The following is a 22,193-nucleotide window of genomic DNA, read 5'->3' as shown; positions in this document are numbered from 1 at the left end:
TTTACGGTATATAAATCTAATTACAACCCAACGATTAAAAATTACATAGATGGACTATCTACATCATCTACGCTTTTCCTGTGATTTACAGACGGTTTCTTTTTTTTGTCCTGACCTGTAACACGTGCTAAAGAAGTTCTAGCATATTCACTTTCAATTTCAACTTCCTTAATTCCCATTTCTTTAAGCATTGAAGCAAGCTGAATAATCTGACCTTTAGAAACTTTCTTACCAGTTACTAAAGGAAAAGCGTCTCCTACTCCAAGTGCAAAACGCTTGTTCTGTTTATCAACAATCAGACCAAGATTTACATGTTGATACTGGTCTTTGTTCAAAAATACATCAACATTTGCTTCATAGCCAGAAAGCCGTTCTGGTGCTAATTCAGGGAAAAGTTCTTTTCTGTTCATATACTCAAAAAGACAGTCGCCCCAGAGCTTGTCTTTGTCGTGGTGAGAAAAATCAATGCCGTATTTAGTAAATGTCTGCTCCAAGTCATACTCCGACATAAAAAGCTGACCTCCAGAATTTGCCGCATGTTCACAGGCTCTTTTCCACCATATTTTTGGAAAAGTTTTTCGGTCTACTCCTACACTTCCACCAGCAGCTTCGATATAGCTTACCAGGGATTTTGGTGTCGGGTAGCTGTCATCCTGATGTTCTTTAAAAAAGTCATCAAACATTCTGTCAATGGCACTGTTTCTTTTTGTTTCTGGTTCTGTAGGTTCGTTAATCATGATCTTGCTCCTTCGTATTGTTATTGCCGTAACATTCGGCGTTAAAGTCCTCTGTCCTCTCCAACATGCATTGAAAAAGAAGGCCTTTTAAATTTCTGCTTTGTCTGCTCGTTCTGAACAGTTTTAGCTTTATTTTTAGATTCCTGCTGCATTGCGGCTGGAATTCTTCTGTTTGCATCTTTTTGAATCTGTTCATCTCTTGTGTAAATCGGTTCAAGAGAGAAGTTGTAATGCGTAAGACGCTCACTGAATGAATATGCGTCAAAAATCGTCCGGGAAATTATTCCGTTTATGTTTTTAACTTCTTTGTTTTCATCAATTTTCTTCAAAAGACTTTTAAAGGCATTAAGAACATTCTTTTTTTCTTCTGAAGAAAAATTATAAAGTTTTTCACCGCTTGCCTGCTCGTTAAAGTGCTTGTAATAGCAGTCAAAAATAATTTTCTGCTCGGGAAGATAATTTTTGTAAATGCTGTTTCGTTTGTTCACGATTTCCTGAAAAACTGGGGAAGATTTTTGCAGATTCAAGAAAAGATTCTGCTTGATATGCTTAGTTCTTTCAGCCTGCATTTCGCCTGTATTGTATTCATTTCTGTTTGCAAGAATTTCTTTTGCCATATATGAAGCGTAAGGAATTTTATTTTCCAGAAGTTTTTCAGTAAAAAGCCTTTCTACTGATTTTTCAGTAAACTGGTCTAAAAGATATGCGCACTGACAGTCAATGCAGAGGCTTTCTGAAAGAGTGTTGCTCTTAAAGCTCATGTCTTTATCAGAAAAGCGTTCTCTTGCGTTCTGGATTACGACAGGACGGCAGTTGTAGTTAGGATTCTGTTTTACAGCTTTTTGATATTCAACAGGATTCTTTGTTTTAAGCTCAAGTCCAAGCTGGGCTGCATCTGCTCCGTAAATCCACATTGTACTTGTAGCCCCGATGCTTGCTGCTTTAAGTGCGATTTTTTCTTTGTTTATATCCATACGAGTTTTACCTGTAATTACATTCATGTCAGGCGGAAACGTTTTATCAGATATAACAGGCATAGTATTATTTTTAAGATTTTCCCGGATAAGAGAGTTTATTTCCTTGTAGTTTGAATCAAAATCCCTGTTTACTGCGTATGTGGTTATATTCTCATATCTCATATACTGTCCTTATAAATAAAGAGCCGCCACAAACAAATATTCATGACGGCTCTGTTTTTTAGTCGCTCATTGACATTCCGTCATCGTCAGACATTGAACGGTAATTGTTCTTTTTTGCCTGATGATTCTTCAGTTTTTCTTCATAAGATTTCTTTGCGTAATTTTCACGAATCTTGGTGTTTTTAACTGTAGTACGCATTTCATTGAGCTTTTTTGCTGCTTCATAGCCAAGCATGTTAAGGCGGTAAGGATTTACATGAGGCTTTCGTTCTTCACCTTCCTTGTGTTCCCAGACAAACTCATTGACCTTAGACTTGAATCCATCTACGATTTCTTTAGATGCGGCAAAGTCCTTGCCCTTTTCCATAGCATCAAAATATTCTGCAAGATACTGAGCAGGATCAGAGGTTGTAGCATTTACAACCTCACGAACTTTGTCCGGGTTAGGTTCATGCCATTTGTCTCCAGCCTTTTCTTTTGCATACTCATAGCGAGCCTGAGCCTGTTCCTTTGCCCATTCAACGAGTTTTTCAGGATTTTCAACCTGAGCGATATTGAAGAGCTTTGCAGTGATTTTTTCGTTTACGGTTTTACCGGTTTCTGGGTCTTTAACTTCATTACCGTTTTCGTCATGTTTTGGAACAGAAAAATCAATGTTGATTCCGTGTTCGCCTTTTTTGATTCTGAGTCTGTCATTCCAGCCGAGCTGCTTTTCCATGTTTACTTTATCAAGCTGCTGGACGGTCATGTATTCGTTTGTAGGATAGCCGTTTAGCTTTGAGAAGTTCTTGAGAAGAAGTGTTGTCATTCCACGGTATTTAGTGCCATTTACAACATTTTTGACATCGGAAACATCGGCTTTGCCGTCTGCCTGTGGAAGACAAGCAAGGCTTCCGTTTTCAAGGGCATTCATGAAGTTCTTGCGATTTACTTTTGCGTTTGTAACAGAAGGGTCATTCTGAACTGATTTTGCAGCAACTTCTACTGCATCTGACTGGTTGCTGAGAGTTTCAGCATTTGGATTTGTGTTAGGTGTTTCCATTTTTATACCTACCTACTTGTTTTTTCGGAGCGGTGAAGAATGGCGGGTAAACTTCCTTTTCCTTTTTATAAGAACAACGTTCTATGCTTTGAGTATAATACCGTTTACTTTTAGTTGTCAATAGATTTAATACTTCGTATTTACTTTTTCAAACACCTAAGATATAATAACTTAATGCTGACGGTACGAGTGCCAATCAAGGGAAAGGAATATTTTAACCTCTACGCAAACGGAAAGCCTGTTTTCTCTGCTTTTGATGAGGAACTTGGAAGCCTTTTTAAATTTGAGGGAACGGTTCTTTTACAATACGGCTGGACATTGCAGGGAAGACAGGCAGATCACAGAAGAAGCTATCTCGTTTGTGAAAGCATACTAACTTCCAATTCCAGCAGCATTTACCTTCCGAATGTCAAAGAACCTGTCGCAGTTCTGGGCATTTTTTATGGTCGGAAAATTGATGAAGCCCGACAGGCAATGTTCAATCTTGAAAAGATGTGCGGTAAAGACATTTACCTCTATCCGATTGGTTTCTGGCAGAAAATATCATGTTTACTGGACGGCTTTGAGAACAAGAGAAGCCTTGCTACAAAAAGTAATCTTCAAGTTCTGTGTACAAGATATAAATCATTTTTTAATAAGGACAAAAGTTTATGTTAAAGGCAACTAAAGAAATCCTTGAAAATATTGGGATTGAGAATGTGTTTCTTTCCGGCACTGAAGAAAGTGAAAAATGGCTTTTACAGCCAATGGAAGTTGGCTCAACCTGCTGGATTTGCAGCTTAAACAAAAGCTGCTTCATAAACAATGTTACCTGCAACATAAAAATTAAAGATGAATACATCAAGATACCTTGTGAAACTGAACTCTTGGAAGGAAACATTTACCGAATAGAATTTACAGAAAGCAGCAGCAGGGATTTTAAGAAAATCAAAAGTAAAATTAAAGAACTGGAAAAGAATATTTCATTTCTGGAAAAGCGTAAGGAAAAACGCTATGAAATCGGAATCATAGGGGCTGAACAGTTTGGTATTGCAGACCACGAAAAGCAGAACATCATCTTTGAAGGAAAAACACTTCCCTGCTTTTTCAACAACATCTCTTATGGCGGCTGCAACATTACCACGATGCAGACAGAGTTATTTAAGTTTGTCATAGGAGATGAAATTGCTTTTAAGCTCTGCCTTTCAAATCCGCTAGAAAACATCTTCATGCAGGGAAAAATCTGTTCTGTTGCATTAAAAAGCCCGGAAAACGACACGCATTTTAAGTTCGCAATCCTTTCAATAGAATTATACGAGCCGCCACTAGCTTGGAAAAGACGGCTTGCAGATTACATAAAAACACAGGAGAAATAAGTCATGTTATATTCATCAAGATATTTCTGGAGAATTGTAATAATTCTTATTTTGATTGCCCTGATTATGCCTTACCTGCCGGAAGTGCTGAATTCTCTAAAATCATTTATAAATTTCATCACGCTTAAATTTTCACAGCTTGCAAACATGATTAAGATAAAATAAAAGTCGTAAATAGTATTATACTAACCTATTGACAACAAATTAAACTCTAGGTATTCTAAATTTGTGGATACAGAAGAGATTGCCGAAAGAATCGGCACACAGGTTTTAACCGACATAATGAAAGGCATGGGAGAAGCTGAAATCCTTAAAAAATACGGAATTTCAGAACTCCAGTTCTCGCAGATAAAAAGAATCATCTTACAGCAGGTAAAAGACAAGATTGATTCTACAGAAATTACAACACACGCACTCCGTTTTTTTAAGACACTTGTAAAAGAAAGAAGTTTTGCAACGAAAGCACAGGAATACGGTCTTACAGCCCCTCAGCAGAAACTTCTGTATAACGTAACAAGAGGCGACTTCAGGGCAACCTACGGCATAATCTTTGCATTAAGAAACATCATTTCACCTTCACAGTGGATTTACAGGGAAGACGAGGAGCTTCCAGAGCCTGTAAAGTTCAATCCGCTTGTAGAAAAAAAATACCCTCATTACGACTTTGACTCACGAAACGAACTTGCAAAGGAAAGCACTCTCGGAAACATATTCTTTGACACACTCAAAGAGCGAAGGGCAATGTCAAAGTTTTGTGCAATGCACAACTGCGAAAAACTAGAGGCTGCAAACTTTGTGTACATGAAGCATCATAAAAACGGCGAGCTTCGCTATCTTGCTCGCCCTACTCTTCCTTTTATAAAAAAGTTCCGGGCAGATGTCCCCCCTGACTGGTGGTTCATCTACCCGGACGAAGTTACTAAGGAATACCTACAGGAAGTACGGAACAAGGCAAATGAATGGGCAAGTTCTATACTTCGTTACTGATTATAAGTTACAGTAAATTAGAAGAATTATTATACTTCCAGCAAGTTTTCCCATTTGCATCGGTAGTTGCAGTCCAAACACCATTTATGTTATTCGGGCAGTTTCTTTTTTGAACGACAACATTAACTGTCACCTTATTGCTGTCCTGAGAGACGACTCCATTAACATCCTGATAAGAAATTGTTAAAGAGGCTGTGGATGTATTTCTAATAGAAGTATTTTTGCTAACAGTTTGACCTAAGTACCCTGGATGACAACTCGTGTTTATCCTTATGTCAGGACAGTGGCTCGGTAAATCCGCTCTCTGAATCCACCAGTATGGGAGATTTCTATAAACCTGTTTATCATTGATTTCATCGGCGGAATTCACATATATAGGACGGAAAACGGTTGCATCGTAGTAATAATAATCGCTGTCCCTGACGGTGCATAGTCTTTTCATAAAGGTCGAGAACTCATCATCATTGCAGCCCGCACTATACGAACCGTAGGGATCGATTTTAGTGTCTTTACCGTCTATCTCGCAGTAATTATCAGTATAATCGTCATGAGGCTCCCAGTAAGAGTAGTCGTGATATTTCCAATGGACTTTGCCTATCGAATGACCAAAATAAGCGTTTCCTTTTACCCAATACCCCATCTCTGTGTAATCATAATTATGTCCGATTCTGTAGTACTGAACGCCATTAGAATCTGTAGTTTCTGGAGAAAGCTCTCCTGTAGTTTTATCACCTACAATATAAATATGTGGTAAACTTACACCAGCTCCATCATTATAAGGATTATCATCATTGTCAGAACATTCTTCATCCCCTATTGTTGTATCAGGACTAGTAGTATTTTGATTAAATTTGACAGTGATATTTTGGAGTTTAGCGTTAGGTTCTTTTACATCAAGATAGAAACTGTAATTTTCGCCATCTCCAAGATACAAAGTTCCTGCATTTCCGTTGCCATTATTAGAAACATAACTGGAAAAAGAACCGGCTTTAAAATCAAACACAGGATTTATCGTATATGAGTCATATTTTGAGTTTATATATTTTACTCTTGAAATAGGTGTGTTTACTTTGTCATCAGGATTTGTTGCTGTAAGCGTAATATATCCGTTGGTCTCTTCAGTAAGAGCCTTTACATAAATAATACCAGTTCCTGTTGAAGAATCAAAGGAATAAGAAGTTATTTCAATAGCAGAATCAGAACTCGTGATACTTAAATCCATTCCAGACTTCGGATAAACATGGAAAGGAATTTCTGCAAGGTTATGAGGCGAATTACTTGTAGTAAGAAGCCCCGTGTCATCTGGATACATCTTAATGATTCCGCTTTCTCCGTCAAACTCAAGTTCATAGTTATATTCGCAGACTACATTAAGCTGTGCTTTTGCAGTTCCAGAATCATTTGCTGAATAACCATAGATTACGCCGCTTCCAAGTTCCTTCCCTTTTATAGTAATGGTTTTAGAAGATTCATTTACCGAAAATTCAAACGATTCAGTTACATTGCCAAAACTTGAAGAACCGTTCATCATCTGTATCCAGTTGATTGTTGCGTTTTCAGGAGTTACTGTGTAATTTACAGTTTCCGTAAATCCCGGATTTACATGTACAGTCTTTGTTTCAAGTACAATTTCTGCATCAGTCAAAACCGTCACAATGCAGTCTGCATAATTTCCATTCGGAAGCTGCGCACGCAAAGTTGTACTTCCGACATTACGTGGAATAATGTTACAGGTTAGACCGTTGCTCTTTGAGATAGAAACAATGTTTACGCCGCCTACCTTTGGAGCAGTCCAAGTGACAGTGCTTGCGTCAGAAGTCGAGCCGTTTATCAGCTTTGCAGTAATTGTCGTAGAGCCATCAGACTTATACATTTCTATGTAAGTCTGAGTAAGGCTTATATCTGTCTCTTCTTTTTCAGGTACAATTACCCACACAGTCAGGTCATAAGTGCATAAAGGATGAGAAAGAGTGAGGACTGCTGTTCCACCGGCTTTTGCAGTAATGTAAGAGTTCTTGCCTGTTGTCTTACCAGCTTCGTTCTGCAAGAGGCTTATACATGAGTTTTCATTGCTTGTTAAAGACCATTCAAGGTTGTAATAATCGTTTGTACTTATACTGTTGCCGGAAAGAAGTGCTTCAAGAGTCTGGCTTTCACCAATCTCCATGTTTATTACAGTTGAGTTCATAGAAATTGTGTTTATGGTTGTATCAGCCTTGTTTACGATTACGGCCATCTGGGAAGTTCCTACAGTTCCGTTTGCAGTTTTAAGCGTTGCAGTTACATTTGCCACACCCTGCATTACTCCTGCAATCATACAGACCTGATTACTTCCTGTAGCAACTACAACATTATTGTTTGAAGATTCATATTCAATCCAAGATTCTTCACTTGTAACAGGAATTTCCATAGGAACAAACAGAATTGTTTTTTCAAGAATATCCTTAGAAAGATATTTAAATGCAAATTCCGTATATTCTGAACACATTACAAGAATATCTACAGTCGTAACAACTTTTGGATGCTTTACATGGACATAGGTAGTTCCAGAAACTCCTGTTGGCACTATCCTTGCAGTATCGGTTATTGCAGAAAGAGAAACAATATTATAGTCATCAGCCCACCATACAAAATCCTGTGCGTCCAAGACAGCTCCGTTTTCAAGGGTTGCCGTAATTGTTTCACCGCTTGTATCAGAAGGATTTATTTTAAGGACTTTTGAAGTTACAGTAATGTAGCAGTCTGCAACAGTCGTATCTTCTACCCTTACAAATACAGTCTTTGAATAAGCATCAGGATAATTTGTATTACGCACTGTAATGTAAGTCTGTCCGGCTTTAAGACCTTTAATATAGCAAGAGCCAGAACCGTTTGAGATCAATGCAACGCTAGAATCTGCAATAGTCCAGATAAAAGAAGTATCATCACTTGAAGAGCCGCCTGTCATATCAGCTGTTACAGTTGTTGCTCCGCCTTTTGTAAGAGTTACGATGTTCGAGCTTGTATGAATAAATGGATTGCTAGATACAGAATTAGAATCAAGGCAGATTACGATTATTTCAAGCGGATAAAGACAGTCTGTGTGAGAAACAGTGATTTTAGTCGTACCCGGATTAACGCCAGAAATCATTGCGGTAGTGCCGGAGTTTACGACAACATCACTGATATTTCCGTTTGAAGAAGACCAAGTCCAGTTTGAAGCTTCATAATTTTCGGCATTCTTCAATGCTACGGTTAAAGTTGCGTATTCGCCCTGAATAACGGTTGCTACATTTTGAGAAGTTGAGATATATGGAATATCCGCAAGTTCCGCCGCAGTTTTCTGAATGATTACAAGAACTTCCTTGTCATATTCAGCATCTGCATGGTGAATTGTAAGAGTTCCCTGTCCTGCTTTTTTAGGGTTAATGTAGCAGTAATTTTTATCAGAGCTGTAGCTTACGCTAAAAATGCCTGTATCAGAACTTGAAAAAGTAAAGCCTTTTGTTTCTGTAAGAGAGCTTTCCGTATGGCACAAAACAGCATAGAACATAAAATCTTCTGATTTTGTAGTAAGCGTTACAGTGTCATCAGATGAGATGTAACATACATCAGTATTAGAATAAACATACTCACTTCCTACATGAACCGTAAGGGTCAGAGTATTGTTAGAAAGCGGATGAGAAATCTCTATAGTTCCGCTACCTTCCTGCAATGCAGTAATTGTAGCATCAGCTCCGTTTGATGTTACTGAGAAAAGCTCAGGATTATTGTTTTTCCAGACAGTCTGTTTATATTTTAATCCGTCAATGTTTACAGGAGTTACATTGATGTTTTCAGTATTGCCGACAGTCGTTGTAACGACATTGTAAGAGGTTGTAAGGTAACAAGGCTTTTCATCATCAATTTTTCCAATCTGTTTTACATTTATGTAAAAAGTAACTTTTTCAGAAGGATTGTCCGTAAGACAGGCTGTAATTTCAGCAGTTCCTGCACTGATTCCTGTTATATTTGCAGAGTTTCCATACTGGGTAAAACCGATTACATTGTTAAGTCCTTTAGTAACAGACCAAGAAACAGAAGCATCTACAGTGTTCATTTGACTGTATGTAATTTCGTTTCCGTTTTCGTCAATTTCTGTATAAGTCTGGGAATCAGAATAAGAAACAGGCGTTACAAAAATATTAAGTTCATTTTCCGTATACATCGTATACGAAGTCTGTGAAGCATAAAGGGTACTGAGGTTTTCAAGGTCTGTAACTTCATCATAGCTTACAAGTACAATGTTAAGCGGATATTTTGCTTTTTCATGGCTTACCGTAAGAGTTGTTTTATGAAGTCCAGTTCCATTTGCAGTAATGTTTGCAGTTGCTCCGTCAGATAAAATAGTAAAGTTAGGATCAGAGCAGGTCCATACAATATTACTCTCATCACCAGCTTCTTTTGCAGTCCCAGTAAGAGTTACAGAAATACTTTCGGTTTCACCATTTTTAATTTCTATGAAAGGATTTGTTGCAGAAAGTACAAGAGGTTCTACTGAAACAGAACCAGAGGCAAGTACATTCACAAGGATTTTTGTAGAGTATGCAGCTTTTGGGTGGGAGATTGTTATAGTTGCCCTACCTTCTTTTAGCGGCGTAATAATTGCATAACCGCTAGTCATTGAGATTGCTGCACGAGAAACAGATTTTGAAGTAGATGTTCCTGTTCCGCCTGTATACATGATTACAGGGTCAGAAGAGCCATCTGCGGCATCGTTTGAGATTTCCCATTCAAGGTCATTTTCGCCCGAAGAGATGTTGTTTATACTGATGTTTATTTTTGTATCTTCATCTCCAACTTTTGTTTCAACATAGTTCTGGCTTGTTGTAATGTAGACTTTAGATGAAGATGCTTCAGAAACAATGTTTCTTACCAGAACAAGGATACTTCTTGTGCTGGAGCAAAGTGGATGTGAGACAGTAATTTTTACAGCTCCGTTTTTCTTACCAGTAAGCCAGACCGTGTTTCCCTTTCCGCTCTCGCTGCCGTTATAAATGGAGTAATCAAGATAGTCTTCCGTATTATCAGAAAAAGTCCATTCAAACTTGTCATTATCAACAACAGTTCCGTCAGGCAAGTCTGCAATGGAAAGTTCTACAGTTTCGCTTGCAGAACCGTTTACCACTACATAAGTAGAAGAAGGCTCAATATATGCCGCATCCAAGTTTTCTACGACTCGGACCAGCACATTAAAATCATAAGAAGCTGACGGATGACTAACCTTTACATAGCAAGAGCCGCTTTCAAGAGGTGTTACAGTTACATTGTTAGCCGTTGCTGAAATAGAAACATTTGGCTCAGTCATAATGTTTCCGCCGTCATCTACTACAGAAAAAGTAAAGTCGTCTTTATAAGTTGTATATGCGGCATTTTTTAAATCTACTGTTAAAGATTTTGAGCTTTCAGTTGACTTATTTATCGTAAGGATATTGCTTGAAGTAGTAATGTAAGGAACATCAAGACTTGAAGCCGTTACTGCAACAAGGAAAGAATATCCGTAGGAACATTTGGAATGCTTGCAGGTAATTTTTGCCAGCCCCTCGCTTTTTCCAGTTATCCAGCAGTAGTTTCCCTCAACATAGACAGAGGCAATTCCCGGCTTATCACTCGTAAATGTGAAGCCGTTTTTATCGCTTACAGTTCCGCCGTAAATCGAGGCATATACCTTTTCTGTGTCGCCCGGAGCAATATTTACATAATCAGATGAAACATAAACATAAGGATTCTGAACCTTAGTTACTTCGCCTTCTGCAACTATGGTCAACGCACATTGGGCAGACTTATCTCCGCAGGAAGCCTTTATGATTGTAGTTCCTGCACTTAATCCTGTAATTACAATAGAGTAATTATCTGTTGCAGCAGAAATGATGTTTTCGTCATAAGACCAAGTAACATGTTCATTGTTTTGTCCCTTTGTGGAAGAAATGGTCACATTGATAATGTCCATTGCACCAACAGAAAGTTCAAGAGAATTCTTGTCAAACTCAACCGAGTTTACTTTATCATCTTCTGTTTCTGTAATGCTTGCAAAAAAGTGGCATGAAAAGAAGAGTATACTTAAAACAAACAGCGAAACAAGATTGAATGTTCTTTTAATATTTTTCATATTCTATAACTCCCATTTTTTTAATATGTACAAGAGCAGTTTCTTATATCAAGGTAAACTGGAATCTTGTATATCAATTCAGAACTTGTATAGACAGGCGTATATTTAATATTAAGCGTTCCGATATAAAGATGCTCCAGACGAACGGTATTATTCTGATTGTTCAAATTGTCAGCTTCGTTAGTGTTGTTCGCCTTGTAATATCCGTTAGTTTTGTTGAAGTCTTTTGAAAACTGGAAAAAATTTCCTGTTTCATTTGAACCAGAAATTTGTGGACGTAGATTTTCTGGATCTGGAATCATCGAAAGGTCTTCTATTGTAATAGAGCCACCAACAGTTCCGTATTTTTTGATTTTTTCGTTTGAATAGTTAGCACTTTGTTCAAAATCAATTCCACTTATTGCAGAAGAAGCATTCTTATTAGTGCATCTGACAATAAATCCAATTTTTTCACCATCTCCTACAGTGAGTATCTTTGAATCATTATCAAAAGAAGAATATTTTCCTGTTGTTGAAAAATTGCTTAATGTAAAGTCTTGAGAATTATAATAAATGTCGGCTTCAATATCTTTCTCTGCAATTTTTCCAAGAGGTGCATTTCCATCAATGCTTACAGGATTGTATGCAATTACCTGTATTACTCCTTTTGATTCTGCAAGAGGAATAAAATGGATTGTACCGTATGCAGTTCCAGTCTGCTCATCAATTCTTGTAAAGTAATCGCTTGTGATTTTATAAATACCATTGTCGCTGTTATAGCTGGAATATGTTCCGTCTTTCAGCTTCAGTGTTTTTGAACCTGTTAAAAATTGTTTTCCCTGAACATGAATCTCAGCACAGGTAGGCTTCAACTCAAAGTCAACGTCAAAAGTACCGTCTCCTTTATCAATAGGAATTGTCTTAATAAGTGACTTTGAGAGGTTGAGTGTGTTACCCCATTCATTTGTAACTGTTATTGTTGCCTTAGCTTTAGATTGTGTTGTACCTGTAATTGTACAAGTTCCTTCATTGTATTTTCCAAAACAGGTAAGAGTACCATTCTTGTCGTCAGACCAGCCGACATAACTTGAATCTGTAGTAGTCCAAGTAATGCTGTTCATTTCACTTTCAGGAGAAACGGTATAGGTAATCTTGAATTCTTCACCCGGATAGCAGTTTATGCTGTTCATACTAAGAATAATCTGTTTAGGCGGTTCAACCGTCACGGTACAGGTTGCTTTTCTTAAAGAAGAAGGAACGGTTGCAGTAATAACGGCACTTCCCACATTCTGTGGATAAATACTTATCTTTTTACCTGAACCGCTTAACTTTACTACTGGATTATTGGAATCCTGCTGAACACTCCATTCAAGGTTTTCATAGTCACCGTCTGCTGCATTTGTAATAGAGGCTGTAATGCTCTGTGCATTGTCTCCCATAATAAGGTTCATCGAACTTCTGTCCAAAAGAATGTTTGCAACATTCTCACCTGGAACAATTACATAAAGAATGACATTGCTTATTCCATCATATTTATCGCATGAGATTGTAACGGTAGCTTCCTGCCCTGCTTTCTTTCCAGTAATCTTAATCTGGTCATTCATAGTATATCCAGATGAAGAAGGAGAAGGAGTTATTTCAACAATGCTTGGGTCAGAAGACTTCCACTTCAAGTATTTTTCATCGCCAGTAGTGGCTTTTGTTCCTGCAAGCGTTGCACTCAAAGTCTGAGTCTCGCCTTTTTCAAGCGTAATGACAGTAGCACCAGAGTAATTTATATAAGTCACGTCAGCAGCAGATTCTTCAATATTTACCAAAAGCTGTGCAGTTGCCTGTTTGATTCCTGATGACGTTGCAACTAAATCAGCATAGACAATACACGTACCTGCTGATACAGGGTCTAAAATACAGACAGAGTTAGTGCCGCTTACACTCATTAAATCAGATGCAGAAGTTCCGTCAGTCCGCTTTGCACTGTAAACAACTTTGGTAGAAACGCTTGTTGCAGGAACTTCCATATTTACAAAGCTCTTTGTTCCTTTTGTAAGGCTTACGGAAGTTGTTTCAAAAGCAAACTCAGAATACTGTGAAATATATAGAACAATATCTTTTTGATTTGAGGCTTTTGGATGTGAACAGTGAATCGTAACATTTCCAGTTGCAATAGGAGTAATTACACAGCTTTCGCTTGTGTAGTTCATGTCTATTATATCATAGCTGTCTGCCCACCATTTGAAATTATAGACGTCACTTGCAGTTCCATTCACTAAAGTTGCAGTTATTGTCTTGCTTGAATCAGACGGCGACATCTTTATAATGCTTTCAGTAACTGTAATGTAGCAGTCCTCTTCAGACTTAGGTTCGCAGATAACAAGAACAGTCCTGTCAACTCCACCTGCCTTTGGATGAGAGATTACAACCTGAGTAGTACCGGCAGAGACTGCTTTAATCTGAGCAGTTTCATTGCTTGAATAAAGAGTTGCAATGCTTGATTCCTGACAATGCCATGTAAAGTTTGCATAGTCGCTTTCTGTACCGCCTACCAAATCGGCTGTAAGAGTTGTAGCAGAATCTCCTACGGTAAGCGTTACAATGTTCTGACAGGTTATGTATGGATTAGCAGACGCAAGAATCGGATCAACGCAGTTTGCGATAATTTCAAGCGGATAATCGCAGTAGTCGTTTGTAACTGTAATCTTTGCAGTTCCCTGAGAAATACCGTAGAATACGGCCGTGCTTCCGCTTTCTACAACCTTAATAATAGAAGAATCTGAACTATTCCAGTGATAGCCGTCAATGATGTTTGATTTTGCATTTGCAATAGAAACAGTTACAGTCTCATTATAAGTTTCGCCGATAGTAACGACATTCTGACTTGTAGTAAGATACATAATATCTGCAAGTTCTTCGGCAGTATTTGCGACAACTACAAGTATAGTTTTTTCAAAATCAGCATTAGTATTTCTGATTGTAAGTTCAGTCATTCCGGCTTCTATTGCTTCAATGTAACAAGTTCCAGCCAGATTTCCTGTAGCTTCAATAATTCCGCTCTTTCCTGTAACGGACCAGTTAAATCCGTTCTTGGCAGTAGAGTTTTCAAGGGCAGCACCTATAGTTTTGGTATCACCTTTCACCATAGTTACAGTGTCTTCTTCTGTCGTGATATAGACATAGTAATCATCTGCCCATTCATACAAAGCTCCTACCTTAATTTCTATGCTTATTGAATTTTCAGAAACAGAGTTTGAAATATTTACACGAGTTTTACCTTCGCTTACAGCTGTAACGACAGCACTGCTTCCGTTTCCTACAACAGTTGCAATAGAAGTATCTTCTACCTGCCAATTAGTATAAGAAGCCATATCAGAATCACTGATATTTACGCCTGTTACAGAAAGATTTGTAGTGTCTCCTACTGTAGAAATGACAACGGCATTTTTGGTAGTAGTAAGATACTTTGAAGTAACTACTCCAACTTCTTCACCTTCTGGCAAGACTGTGATATTGAAAACGCAGTCCTCACAACCCGAAAGACTTGCAGTAACAGTAGCAGTTCCACTTCCTGTTCCTGTAACGGTTGCCTTTAAGTGAGAAACAGAAGAAGCGTTTACCATACAGATTGAAGAATCGCTTGAAGTCCATGAAATCTTTTGAATATCGCTTGATTCAAGTCCGAACTGGTTCATTTCAATTTCACAAATACCGTCAACATTTATTCTGTAATAAGTTGTATCGGCATAAAAACCTTTCATTGCTTCCAGTTCTTCTGTGGTATCTGCTGAAAGAACAAGTATTTTCTTTTCGCTTAATGCCTTTGTATGGCTTGCTTTTACATAAGTCTGATTCTGGCCGCTTCCGTTTGCAGAAAGCTGAACAGTGCTGCCGGTTGAAGGAGACACGGAAATTACAGAAGAATTATCACTTTCCCACATAATTCCGTTTTCATCTCCGCTTGCAGTGTTTCCTGTAAGGTTTACAGAAACTTCTTTTGTAGCTCCGTTGAGCATTTTAATTAAAGAAGTGTCAGAGTTTATGTAAACAGGTTCTTCAAGCAGAGCGTATTCAGATAAAACCTTTACTACAATATCAGTTGAATAAAGAATCTTTGGGTGAGAAACAGAGATAGTTGCTGTCCCTGTTTTTAATGGAGTGATATAAAGATAGCCGTCTGTAATGCTTCCGGCAGCTCTTGCAGAAACTTTTCCTGTAGGAGTTACGATTTTACAGATGTCATTGTTTTCACCGTTGTCAATTTTCCAGACAAGGTCGTTTTCATCACCTGCCTCACCGCCCATTAAAGAAACTGTGATTTTTGTTGTCTCTGCTCCAACCTGTGTTTTTACATAGTTCTCACTTGTTGTGATGTACATGGAATCATCTATAGCACTTCCAGCCTGATTGCGAAGAATAATAAGAACAGTTCGGGAATACTCACTAAGCTCATGCCTGATTTTTACTTTGAACGCACCGTTCTTTTTACCTGTTACACTGAACTGATTTCCGCTCGCCTTGCATTCCATGTAATCAGAGCAGTCGTTTTCAGAAATTTCATTTCCGTTTTCATCAAACAAAATCCATTCAAAGGCATCTGGATTCACATATTTATCCGTCCCCTCTATGTCAGCATAAATGCTGTATGAATCGTCTGAACCGTTTACAATCAAGGTTGTAGTGGAAGGAACAATATAAACGTTCTCAACAGCTGTAGCAACTTTTACAAGCACATCAAGTGTATACTCGCAGTTTTCATGTGTTACTCTTAGAATAGAAAGACCGTTTTTAAGAGGTGTAAGAATTGCCGTGCTTCCGTTTCCGATTACAGAACAGCAGTCGTCACCGTTTTCAGTGATTATTTCATAAGAGAATCCTCTCTCATAATTTGAAGTAACAGGGTTTGCCACGCTGAAAGCTACAGTCTTAGAAGAAATTTCAGCTTTGTTTATGACAACAATGTTCTGAGAGGTTGTAATGTAGCTTGCAGTAAGAGTATCACTGTAAACATAAAGAATCATTGTATAGTCATAAGTGGCGTTCGGGTGTGAAACAGTAATCTGTGTACTGCCGGTTTTCTTTGCAGTAACAACGCAGCTTCCTCTTGCATAATCTATGCTTGCAATAGTCGGGTCTTTAATATACCAGACAAAATCTTCAAGGTCTGTAGAAGTTCCGCCGTATAAAGAAGCAGAAACTGTAGTATTGCTTCCGGGAGTAAGTTCTACAACAGTAAAATTAGAATAGATGTAAGGGTCGCCCTCATAAACATCATTAGAACCTTCCACTGTCACAAGGCAAGTTGCAGTTATGTTGTTCGCCGTTGCTTTGAGGTAAGTTGTACCTGTTTTTACCCCTGTGATGATTACTCCGTTATGGTCTGCATCAATGCTGATTACAGAAGAATCATAGCTCCAGTTTACACTCACTTTATTCTGAACGTCAGAAGGAGTTATAGAATATTTGAGATAAGTGTTTTCGCCTTTTGCGACAGAAACAGAGCTGCTGGCAAAAGAAATTGCAGTTACTTCCTCAGTCTTTTCCTTTGACTCATTATCACTTATTAACCATGAACAGCTTTCAAGAAGGAAAGATGAAGCTAAAAGTGAGACAATCAACAGAAAAACTGTAGGAATCATCGCCATAAAACATTTTGTAGACCTTTTCATATACACCTCTCATCTATATTTATACTGATTTACAACTTTTATCTTTTAACTTTATGATAAGGCTGTGTTACTTCCCAAGGTTCAAGTACAGGAAGCTCAAGATTTGTATTTGCTACAATATTGATAATTGTTCCTGCCTTGATATTTATTGTTGGCTGAACGTCCATTGCCCTGTCTATAAGTTTCTGACCAAGTGTTGTGGCAACTTCCTGAGAATTTGCCATGACATTCTGGACATATTCATTTGTGCTTGCGGCTGCCGTTGTCTGTAATTCTGAATTAACGATATTTAACGCACTCATCAAAGCAATGGCTTTTAGATATGCCCAAGGATGGTCATTTATCCTACCTTTAAGACCAGAAGCACCTTTTTTATCCGTTGCGTTAAAGTTACCAAGATTCACCATATAGCCGTCTGGTCTGATAAGAGTATGCCAGCCAACCTGTACCCTGCTTTGAGAATATGAAATGGAAGAATTGTAAGAGCCAAGCAGCTTTGAGTTCTGTGGAATAAGAAGATAGCGGCCGTCCTGACTTGAATAAATATTCTTCGTGATAACCGCAGTACATTCTCCCGGAAGGTCAGTACAGATGTCGCTTGTGAGCGTTGCATCAAAAATAGTTCCCTGCCAGATAGAATTTAAAGGAAGCCATTGACCAGAAACATTACCTCTGTTTTGATTATAAAAACTGTTCTTTCCGCTCTGGTCATTCTGCTGTGCATAGGAATTATTGTTGCTTGCATACTGACTTAAAAGCTGATTAGTATAAGTTGTCTGGTCCGGCACTCCGAATTTTGCATAAGGATTAGAAGAAGATGCAGCATTTCCAGTCGATGTTTGTGTTGAAGCAATATTATTATTGTATGAAGTGCTTACACTATCCGGGGTAAGATAATTTTTTTGCGTAGAAGAGATTCCCTTTATACCGTTTATAGATTTTGATTGAAGTGCATCTGTTCTTGTGTCAGGAACTTCATAAGTTGAGGCTGTTCCGCCACTGTAATAAGTATTCGGCTGGGGCGGTTCTTTATAGGTATATCTTTCATTAACCGGCGGAAGATTATCTATTACTTCTTTTTCAGTTTTTGGTTCTTCTTCTACTTCTTCAGAAGGAATAAAAGAATCTTTTGGTTCAACAAGCATTGAATAATCTGTAACAGCGTTTTCAGTGGCGACAGGCTTAGTTGCTTTATTTTTTTCCCTCTTCTTGGTTATTTCCGGGAAAATAAAAAGTGCAAAGATTATAAGGAAAGCAAACACTCCGGTAATACAGTAAAGAATGAACTGTTTGTTTAAGACAGGCGGCTTTTTGTTACCATTTGTGTCCATTGCATCAGTTGCAGACATCTTCTGAGAATCAAAAGGTTTTATTTCATCTTCATTTGTTTTTTTCGTTGAAAAACTTTCAGACAGCCCATCTGTTCCTTCTGATGATTCTGACTGTGAGCTTTCAAAAGGCTTTACATCTTCTGCCGCAGGTGCAGGTTCAGAGTTCAAGTCATCAGTAAAAACAGGCTGAGCATTTTGTGCATTTTCGTCTGAAGTGTCTTCAACTTCAATTTCCCCGACATTTGAAAAACCTGTATTTTGTGAGGCAAGCTCTGAAAGTTCATCATCGCTGTTTGCCTGAGCCGCATCTATTGCATCAAAGATTGAGCCTGTATTCTCTTCTTCATTCATATATCACCTACTCTGCGACATTCAAAATTATCAGGATAATACTTTGAATGCAAAACATTCCGATTACCCAGCCAACACAAAGACAAATTAAAGGAACTAAACGAAGTTTCCAGTTCGTAAGAAAGTTTTTATTAGTAAAAAATAAAATTGTTCCAACAAGCAGACAACTTCCTACTGACATGAGATTTATAACAATACTATTAAATGGAAGTTCCCAAAAAACAATATTAACCAAAATACCAACTGGAATAAAGATTGCCATAAAAATCTTGCATATCTTTAAGTTTTCAAGAACTTCCGGCGGCTGGTTTAAATATTCTTCATATTCTTTTTCTGCCTGTTCCTTATTTATATTTAGTTTAAAACCCTCTTTATTTTTTTTCTTTCCAAACATTTAATCCTCCCTTTTAACAGGAAACTGAGCATGAAGGTTATAGCCTTTCCGTTCCATCTTCTGAGTTTCTTCAACAGCTTCTTTTTTTTCTTCTTCCGTTTCAACTACTGGTTTTTCTTCAACATAATTCTTTTTCTTGATAGTAACTTTTTCCTTACCACGTCTAAGCGTAACTTTTTCAATCAGCTCATCAATGATGATAAGATTTTTGTCTACACGATAATTTATACGCTCATTTTTATTATTGAATAAGACAGGACTTTGAGTATGCAGTACCGTTTCATTCATCTGAATGTATGTGCGGCGACCGTCATCATAGACTCTTGTTGGAAGCCAAACTGGTTTTCTGAAAATTGAATAAGACATCTTATAATCAAAGGAAAGGTATTTAGGATCAATGCCGGAAAGTGCCGTAGTTTTAGCGTTCATACGCTCAACCATTGCATCGGTTTTTATGTTATAAGGCATTGTATTAGGATATTCAAATTCAACCATTGCCATATAGCAGTCTTTGAAAGACTTCAAAAGCAGGTGATAAACACGCCTGTCTGTAATGATAATCATAGAAGTGGTAAGCCCGGAAATATCAGGCTTCAAGTAAAAATGCTGCACATCCTGACCGTTTTTTCTTGAAACACCTGCTCCCATTTCCCACACCTGACTTTCAGAGATAAACGGATTTTCAAGAACCATTTCGCCCGGCTCTAAAGAAAGGTCAGTAATGCGGTATGGCTGGCAGTAAATTTCATATACAAAACTTTCGTCAAAATCATAGAACATTGTTCCGCCTGAATATTTTTGTGGAAGTTGAATCGCTTTATTTAAAGACTGCTTTGTCGCATCTTTTCCAACAGGTCTTTTTTCATACTCTTCAACAGGATAGTAAACAGGCTTTTCTACATAAACTATGGATTTTTCAATGTCGATTTCTTTTAATTCTTCCTGAATCTGAAATTCTCTGATTTCTTCTTCATTTTTCTTCTGCTCGTCTTTTAGATTTTTTACAGATTCATCTGCAACATCTTCTTCAATAGGTGTAGTCTTATCAAAATCTACTGATTGACAACTTGTAAAAAACAGCATTGCAGTTCCGACAATATACAGTACTTTCTTCATTTTTTATTTCTCCTAGATTTATTTTTTCAGTTTAATGTCAAAGTTTGTGATGTAGATTCCAAGAGGATTAGACTCCGGGACACTCTCATAAAATTCAATATTTACCAGTGCGGTATAATTTTCTATGAAAATGGCATAGCCATTCGGACTTTTTCTTGTAACCGCAAAGTTTATGAAATAAGTTTTGTCAGTCTGTCTTAAAGGCTGCTGAATTTCCACACTCTGTACATACTCGCCAAAATTCTTAAACGGATTATTTTCTCTGAAGAACAAATCAAGCTGCTGCACCGCTCCTTTCTGGACAATAGAGTTTGCCTCGGCGATATATTCCTGCTGAGCGTTCTTATCCACAACAATCGTGAACATATCTTTAATAAGACGTTTCATCTGGTAGTATTTTGCGTTCTCCGGCACAGCCTGTTTGCCGTAAAGAGACTTGTCTACCTTACCTGCATAGTTAGCGTGACCTTCGCTGTCTACCGTAACAATTACAGGAACAGTCTTAGGAAGATTCACAGCATAGATTAGAATACCGAGAGCAATGAAAAAAGAAGAGAGAGAGACTAAAGCGATAATCTGCCACATTCTTGCGTTTTTCTGGGAAAGTCCTTCAACACTGTCCAGTGCTGCCATTCCAGATTTCTTTCTGTCCTTAGAAAAACCTGTCAGATTAGTGCCGTCTGTAGGAAAAAAAGTTTTAGCCATAATTATCCCCTAATTTAAATACAACGATAACTGCCAATCGTTTAGCGGGATAAATCGGCATTTATACTTATTTACAACGATTATATATCAATAGACAAAAAATGTAAAGTATGCTAATATCAAATTAAAGTTAAAAGTGATATAGGAAGATGAGGTCTGCGGTTTGGTATGAATTGTAAGTCGGATACGGTCTTATGTCATGTTCAATCATGTACCGCTCTGAAAATGCAAGTAGGTAGGTCTTTTTGAATACTTTAATCTCTATCAAATATTTTAAGGAGGTTGGTATGAACAAAAAGTCTGCCACCAAAATTTCAATTCTTTTAATTTCAATTCTTTCCTGCTTGCTTATGTTTTCTTGCGACAATCCAAGTGATGAAAATCCAGACAGTGAAGATACCAAAACAACAGAAGAAACAAAAACTGTTACACATTCTGCAATGATTGGTACTTGGGTCAACCCTGATGACAGCACTGATACAATTACAATTTCTGAAACAGAAGTTATCTATTCCGCTACTGCAACTTATAAGTTTATGCATCGTGTTACTAATAATAATGAATCTTTTACAAGGAATATATCCATCTCACACATAGTAAACGAACAGTTTCTTAATGAGATAAAAGCTCGTAGAAAAGAATGGATTGATGAACTTGGAATTTCGGAAGAAGGTGATGTAGTAAGAATGGATTATACAAAAAATCCAAAAGAATATGTTTCATGGTTTGAAAAATTCGATATTGAATTTTCAAATTTAGCCTTTTTTCAGAAAGAGCCTAGTTTATTTTTTGGTAATCAGGAGTATGAATATCTTTGGTTAAATAATGAGATACTAAATGTAAGATACTTGGTAAATTTTTCGGATGAAGCTCATAAAGATTGCACATACATAAAAAATGACTCAAATACAGGAAATAATACTTCTTCAGTAACATCTTCTGATTTTATCGGCACATACACAATCAGCGAGGCAAACGGCTCTACATTCACTTTCTCTTCTGACGGAAAATGGACTTACAAATACAACTCAAGCACCACAAATGGTACTTGGTCTGTTTCTGACGGTGAGCTTACAATCACCTACTCACTCGGCGGATATTCAAGCACGGCAGTATTTACTGCAAGCATCTCTGGTGACAAATATACTCTGACAGGTAAATCAGGCGATTATACGACAATCATTTCTTCGGCATTCAAGATTACAAATCAGACAGCCCTTGAAAAAGGCGTGGTAACGCTTGTAAAACAGTAACAAAAAATCAACGCAAA

14 protein-coding genes are annotated in these 22,193 nt (G+C 37.7%); 5 read left to right on the top strand and 9 right to left on the bottom strand.

Annotated features, from left to right (window positions below):
• Positions 1–41 precede the first annotated feature (41 nt).
• Genes B5D55_RS02510 through B5D55_RS02500 form a run of 3 tightly spaced genes read right to left on the bottom strand, consistent with a single transcriptional unit; the run spans position 42 to position 2,918 of the window.
• Positions 42–737: a hypothetical protein gene (locus B5D55_RS02510; protein WP_078932419.1), complete on the bottom strand. Its 696-nt coding sequence runs from the start codon at positions 735–737 to the stop codon at positions 42–44.
• A 41-nt stretch (positions 738–778) separates the two neighbouring features.
• Complete coding sequence (locus B5D55_RS02505) at positions 779–1,876, bottom strand: hypothetical protein (RefSeq protein WP_078932418.1); 1,098 nt, start codon at positions 1,874–1,876, stop codon at positions 779–781.
• Positions 1,877–1,934: 58 nt separating this feature from the next.
• Complete coding sequence (locus B5D55_RS02500) at positions 1,935–2,918, bottom strand: ArdC-like ssDNA-binding domain-containing protein (protein ID WP_078932417.1); 984 nt, start codon at positions 2,916–2,918, stop codon at positions 1,935–1,937.
• Between the two features lie 174 nt (positions 2,919–3,092).
• Here B5D55_RS02500 and B5D55_RS02495 point away from each other — a divergent pair, with 174 nt between their 5' ends.
• The 4 genes from B5D55_RS02495 to B5D55_RS02485 all read left to right on the top strand — a co-directional run bounded on the left by B5D55_RS02495 (position 3,093) and on the right by B5D55_RS02485 (position 5,260).
• Entirely contained in the window at positions 3,093–3,575 is a 483-nt protein-coding gene (locus B5D55_RS02495) for a hypothetical protein (RefSeq protein ID WP_143593152.1), read from the top strand.
• Positions 3,569–4,273, top strand: a complete 705-nt coding sequence (locus B5D55_RS02490) for a PilZ domain-containing protein (protein ID WP_078932415.1) — start codon at positions 3,569–3,571, stop codon at positions 4,271–4,273. The genes B5D55_RS02495 and B5D55_RS02490 overlap by 7 nt, the downstream gene beginning before the upstream one ends.
• A 3-nt stretch (positions 4,274–4,276) precedes the next feature.
• Positions 4,277–4,438, top strand: a complete 162-nt coding sequence (locus B5D55_RS11550; protein WP_159446134.1) for a hypothetical protein — start codon at positions 4,277–4,279, stop codon at positions 4,436–4,438.
• A gap of 63 nt (positions 4,439–4,501) precedes the next feature.
• Positions 4,502–5,260: a hypothetical protein gene (locus B5D55_RS02485; RefSeq protein ID WP_143593150.1), complete on the top strand. Its 759-nt coding sequence runs from the start codon at positions 4,502–4,504 to the stop codon at positions 5,258–5,260.
• A 7-nt stretch (positions 5,261–5,267) separates the two neighbouring features.
• On the opposite strand, the gene B5D55_RS02480 is transcribed toward B5D55_RS02485, so the two are convergent.
• The 6 genes from B5D55_RS02480 to B5D55_RS02455 are packed head-to-tail and all read right to left on the bottom strand — an operon-like array spanning position 5,268 to position 20,923.
• Positions 5,268–11,387, bottom strand: a complete 6,120-nt coding sequence (locus B5D55_RS02480; RefSeq protein ID WP_078932413.1) for a hypothetical protein — start codon at positions 11,385–11,387, stop codon at positions 5,268–5,270.
• A 20-nt stretch (positions 11,388–11,407) separates the two neighbouring features.
• On the bottom strand, positions 11,408–17,026 hold the full coding sequence (locus B5D55_RS02475) for an Ig-like domain-containing protein (protein WP_078932412.1): 5,619 nt from the start codon (positions 17,024–17,026) through the stop codon (positions 11,408–11,410).
• Between the two features lie 38 nt (positions 17,027–17,064).
• Positions 17,065–18,708, bottom strand: coding sequence for a TraB/TrbI/VirB10 family type IV secretion system protein (locus B5D55_RS02470; protein ID WP_078932411.1), 1,644 nt, complete (start codon positions 18,706–18,708; stop codon positions 17,065–17,067).
• Positions 18,709–18,715: 7 nt separating this feature from the next.
• Complete coding sequence (locus B5D55_RS02465) at positions 18,716–19,102, bottom strand: hypothetical protein (RefSeq protein ID WP_078932410.1); 387 nt, start codon at positions 19,100–19,102, stop codon at positions 18,716–18,718.
• Positions 19,103–20,218, bottom strand: a complete 1,116-nt coding sequence (locus B5D55_RS02460; RefSeq protein ID WP_078932409.1) for a TrbG/VirB9 family P-type conjugative transfer protein — start codon at positions 20,216–20,218, stop codon at positions 19,103–19,105. It lies immediately after the preceding gene.
• An 18-nt stretch (positions 20,219–20,236) separates the two neighbouring features.
• Positions 20,237–20,923, bottom strand: coding sequence for a VirB8 family type IV secretion system protein (locus B5D55_RS02455; protein WP_078932408.1), 687 nt, complete (start codon positions 20,921–20,923; stop codon positions 20,237–20,239).
• 287 nt (positions 20,924–21,210) lie between these two features.
• Between B5D55_RS02455 and B5D55_RS02450 the strand changes: the two genes are divergently transcribed.
• Positions 21,211–22,176 carry a hypothetical protein gene (locus B5D55_RS02450; protein ID WP_078932407.1) on the top strand — a complete coding sequence of 322 codons (966 nt, stop codon included), beginning with the start codon at positions 21,211–21,213 and terminating at the stop codon, positions 22,174–22,176.
• Positions 22,177–22,193 lie beyond the last annotated feature (17 nt).

The organism is Treponema porcinum (assembly GCF_900167145.1).
GTDB lineage: Bacteria > Spirochaetota > Spirochaetia > Treponematales > Treponemataceae > Treponema_D > Treponema_D porcinum.
This window is presented reverse-complemented; position numbering and strand designations above follow the sequence as displayed.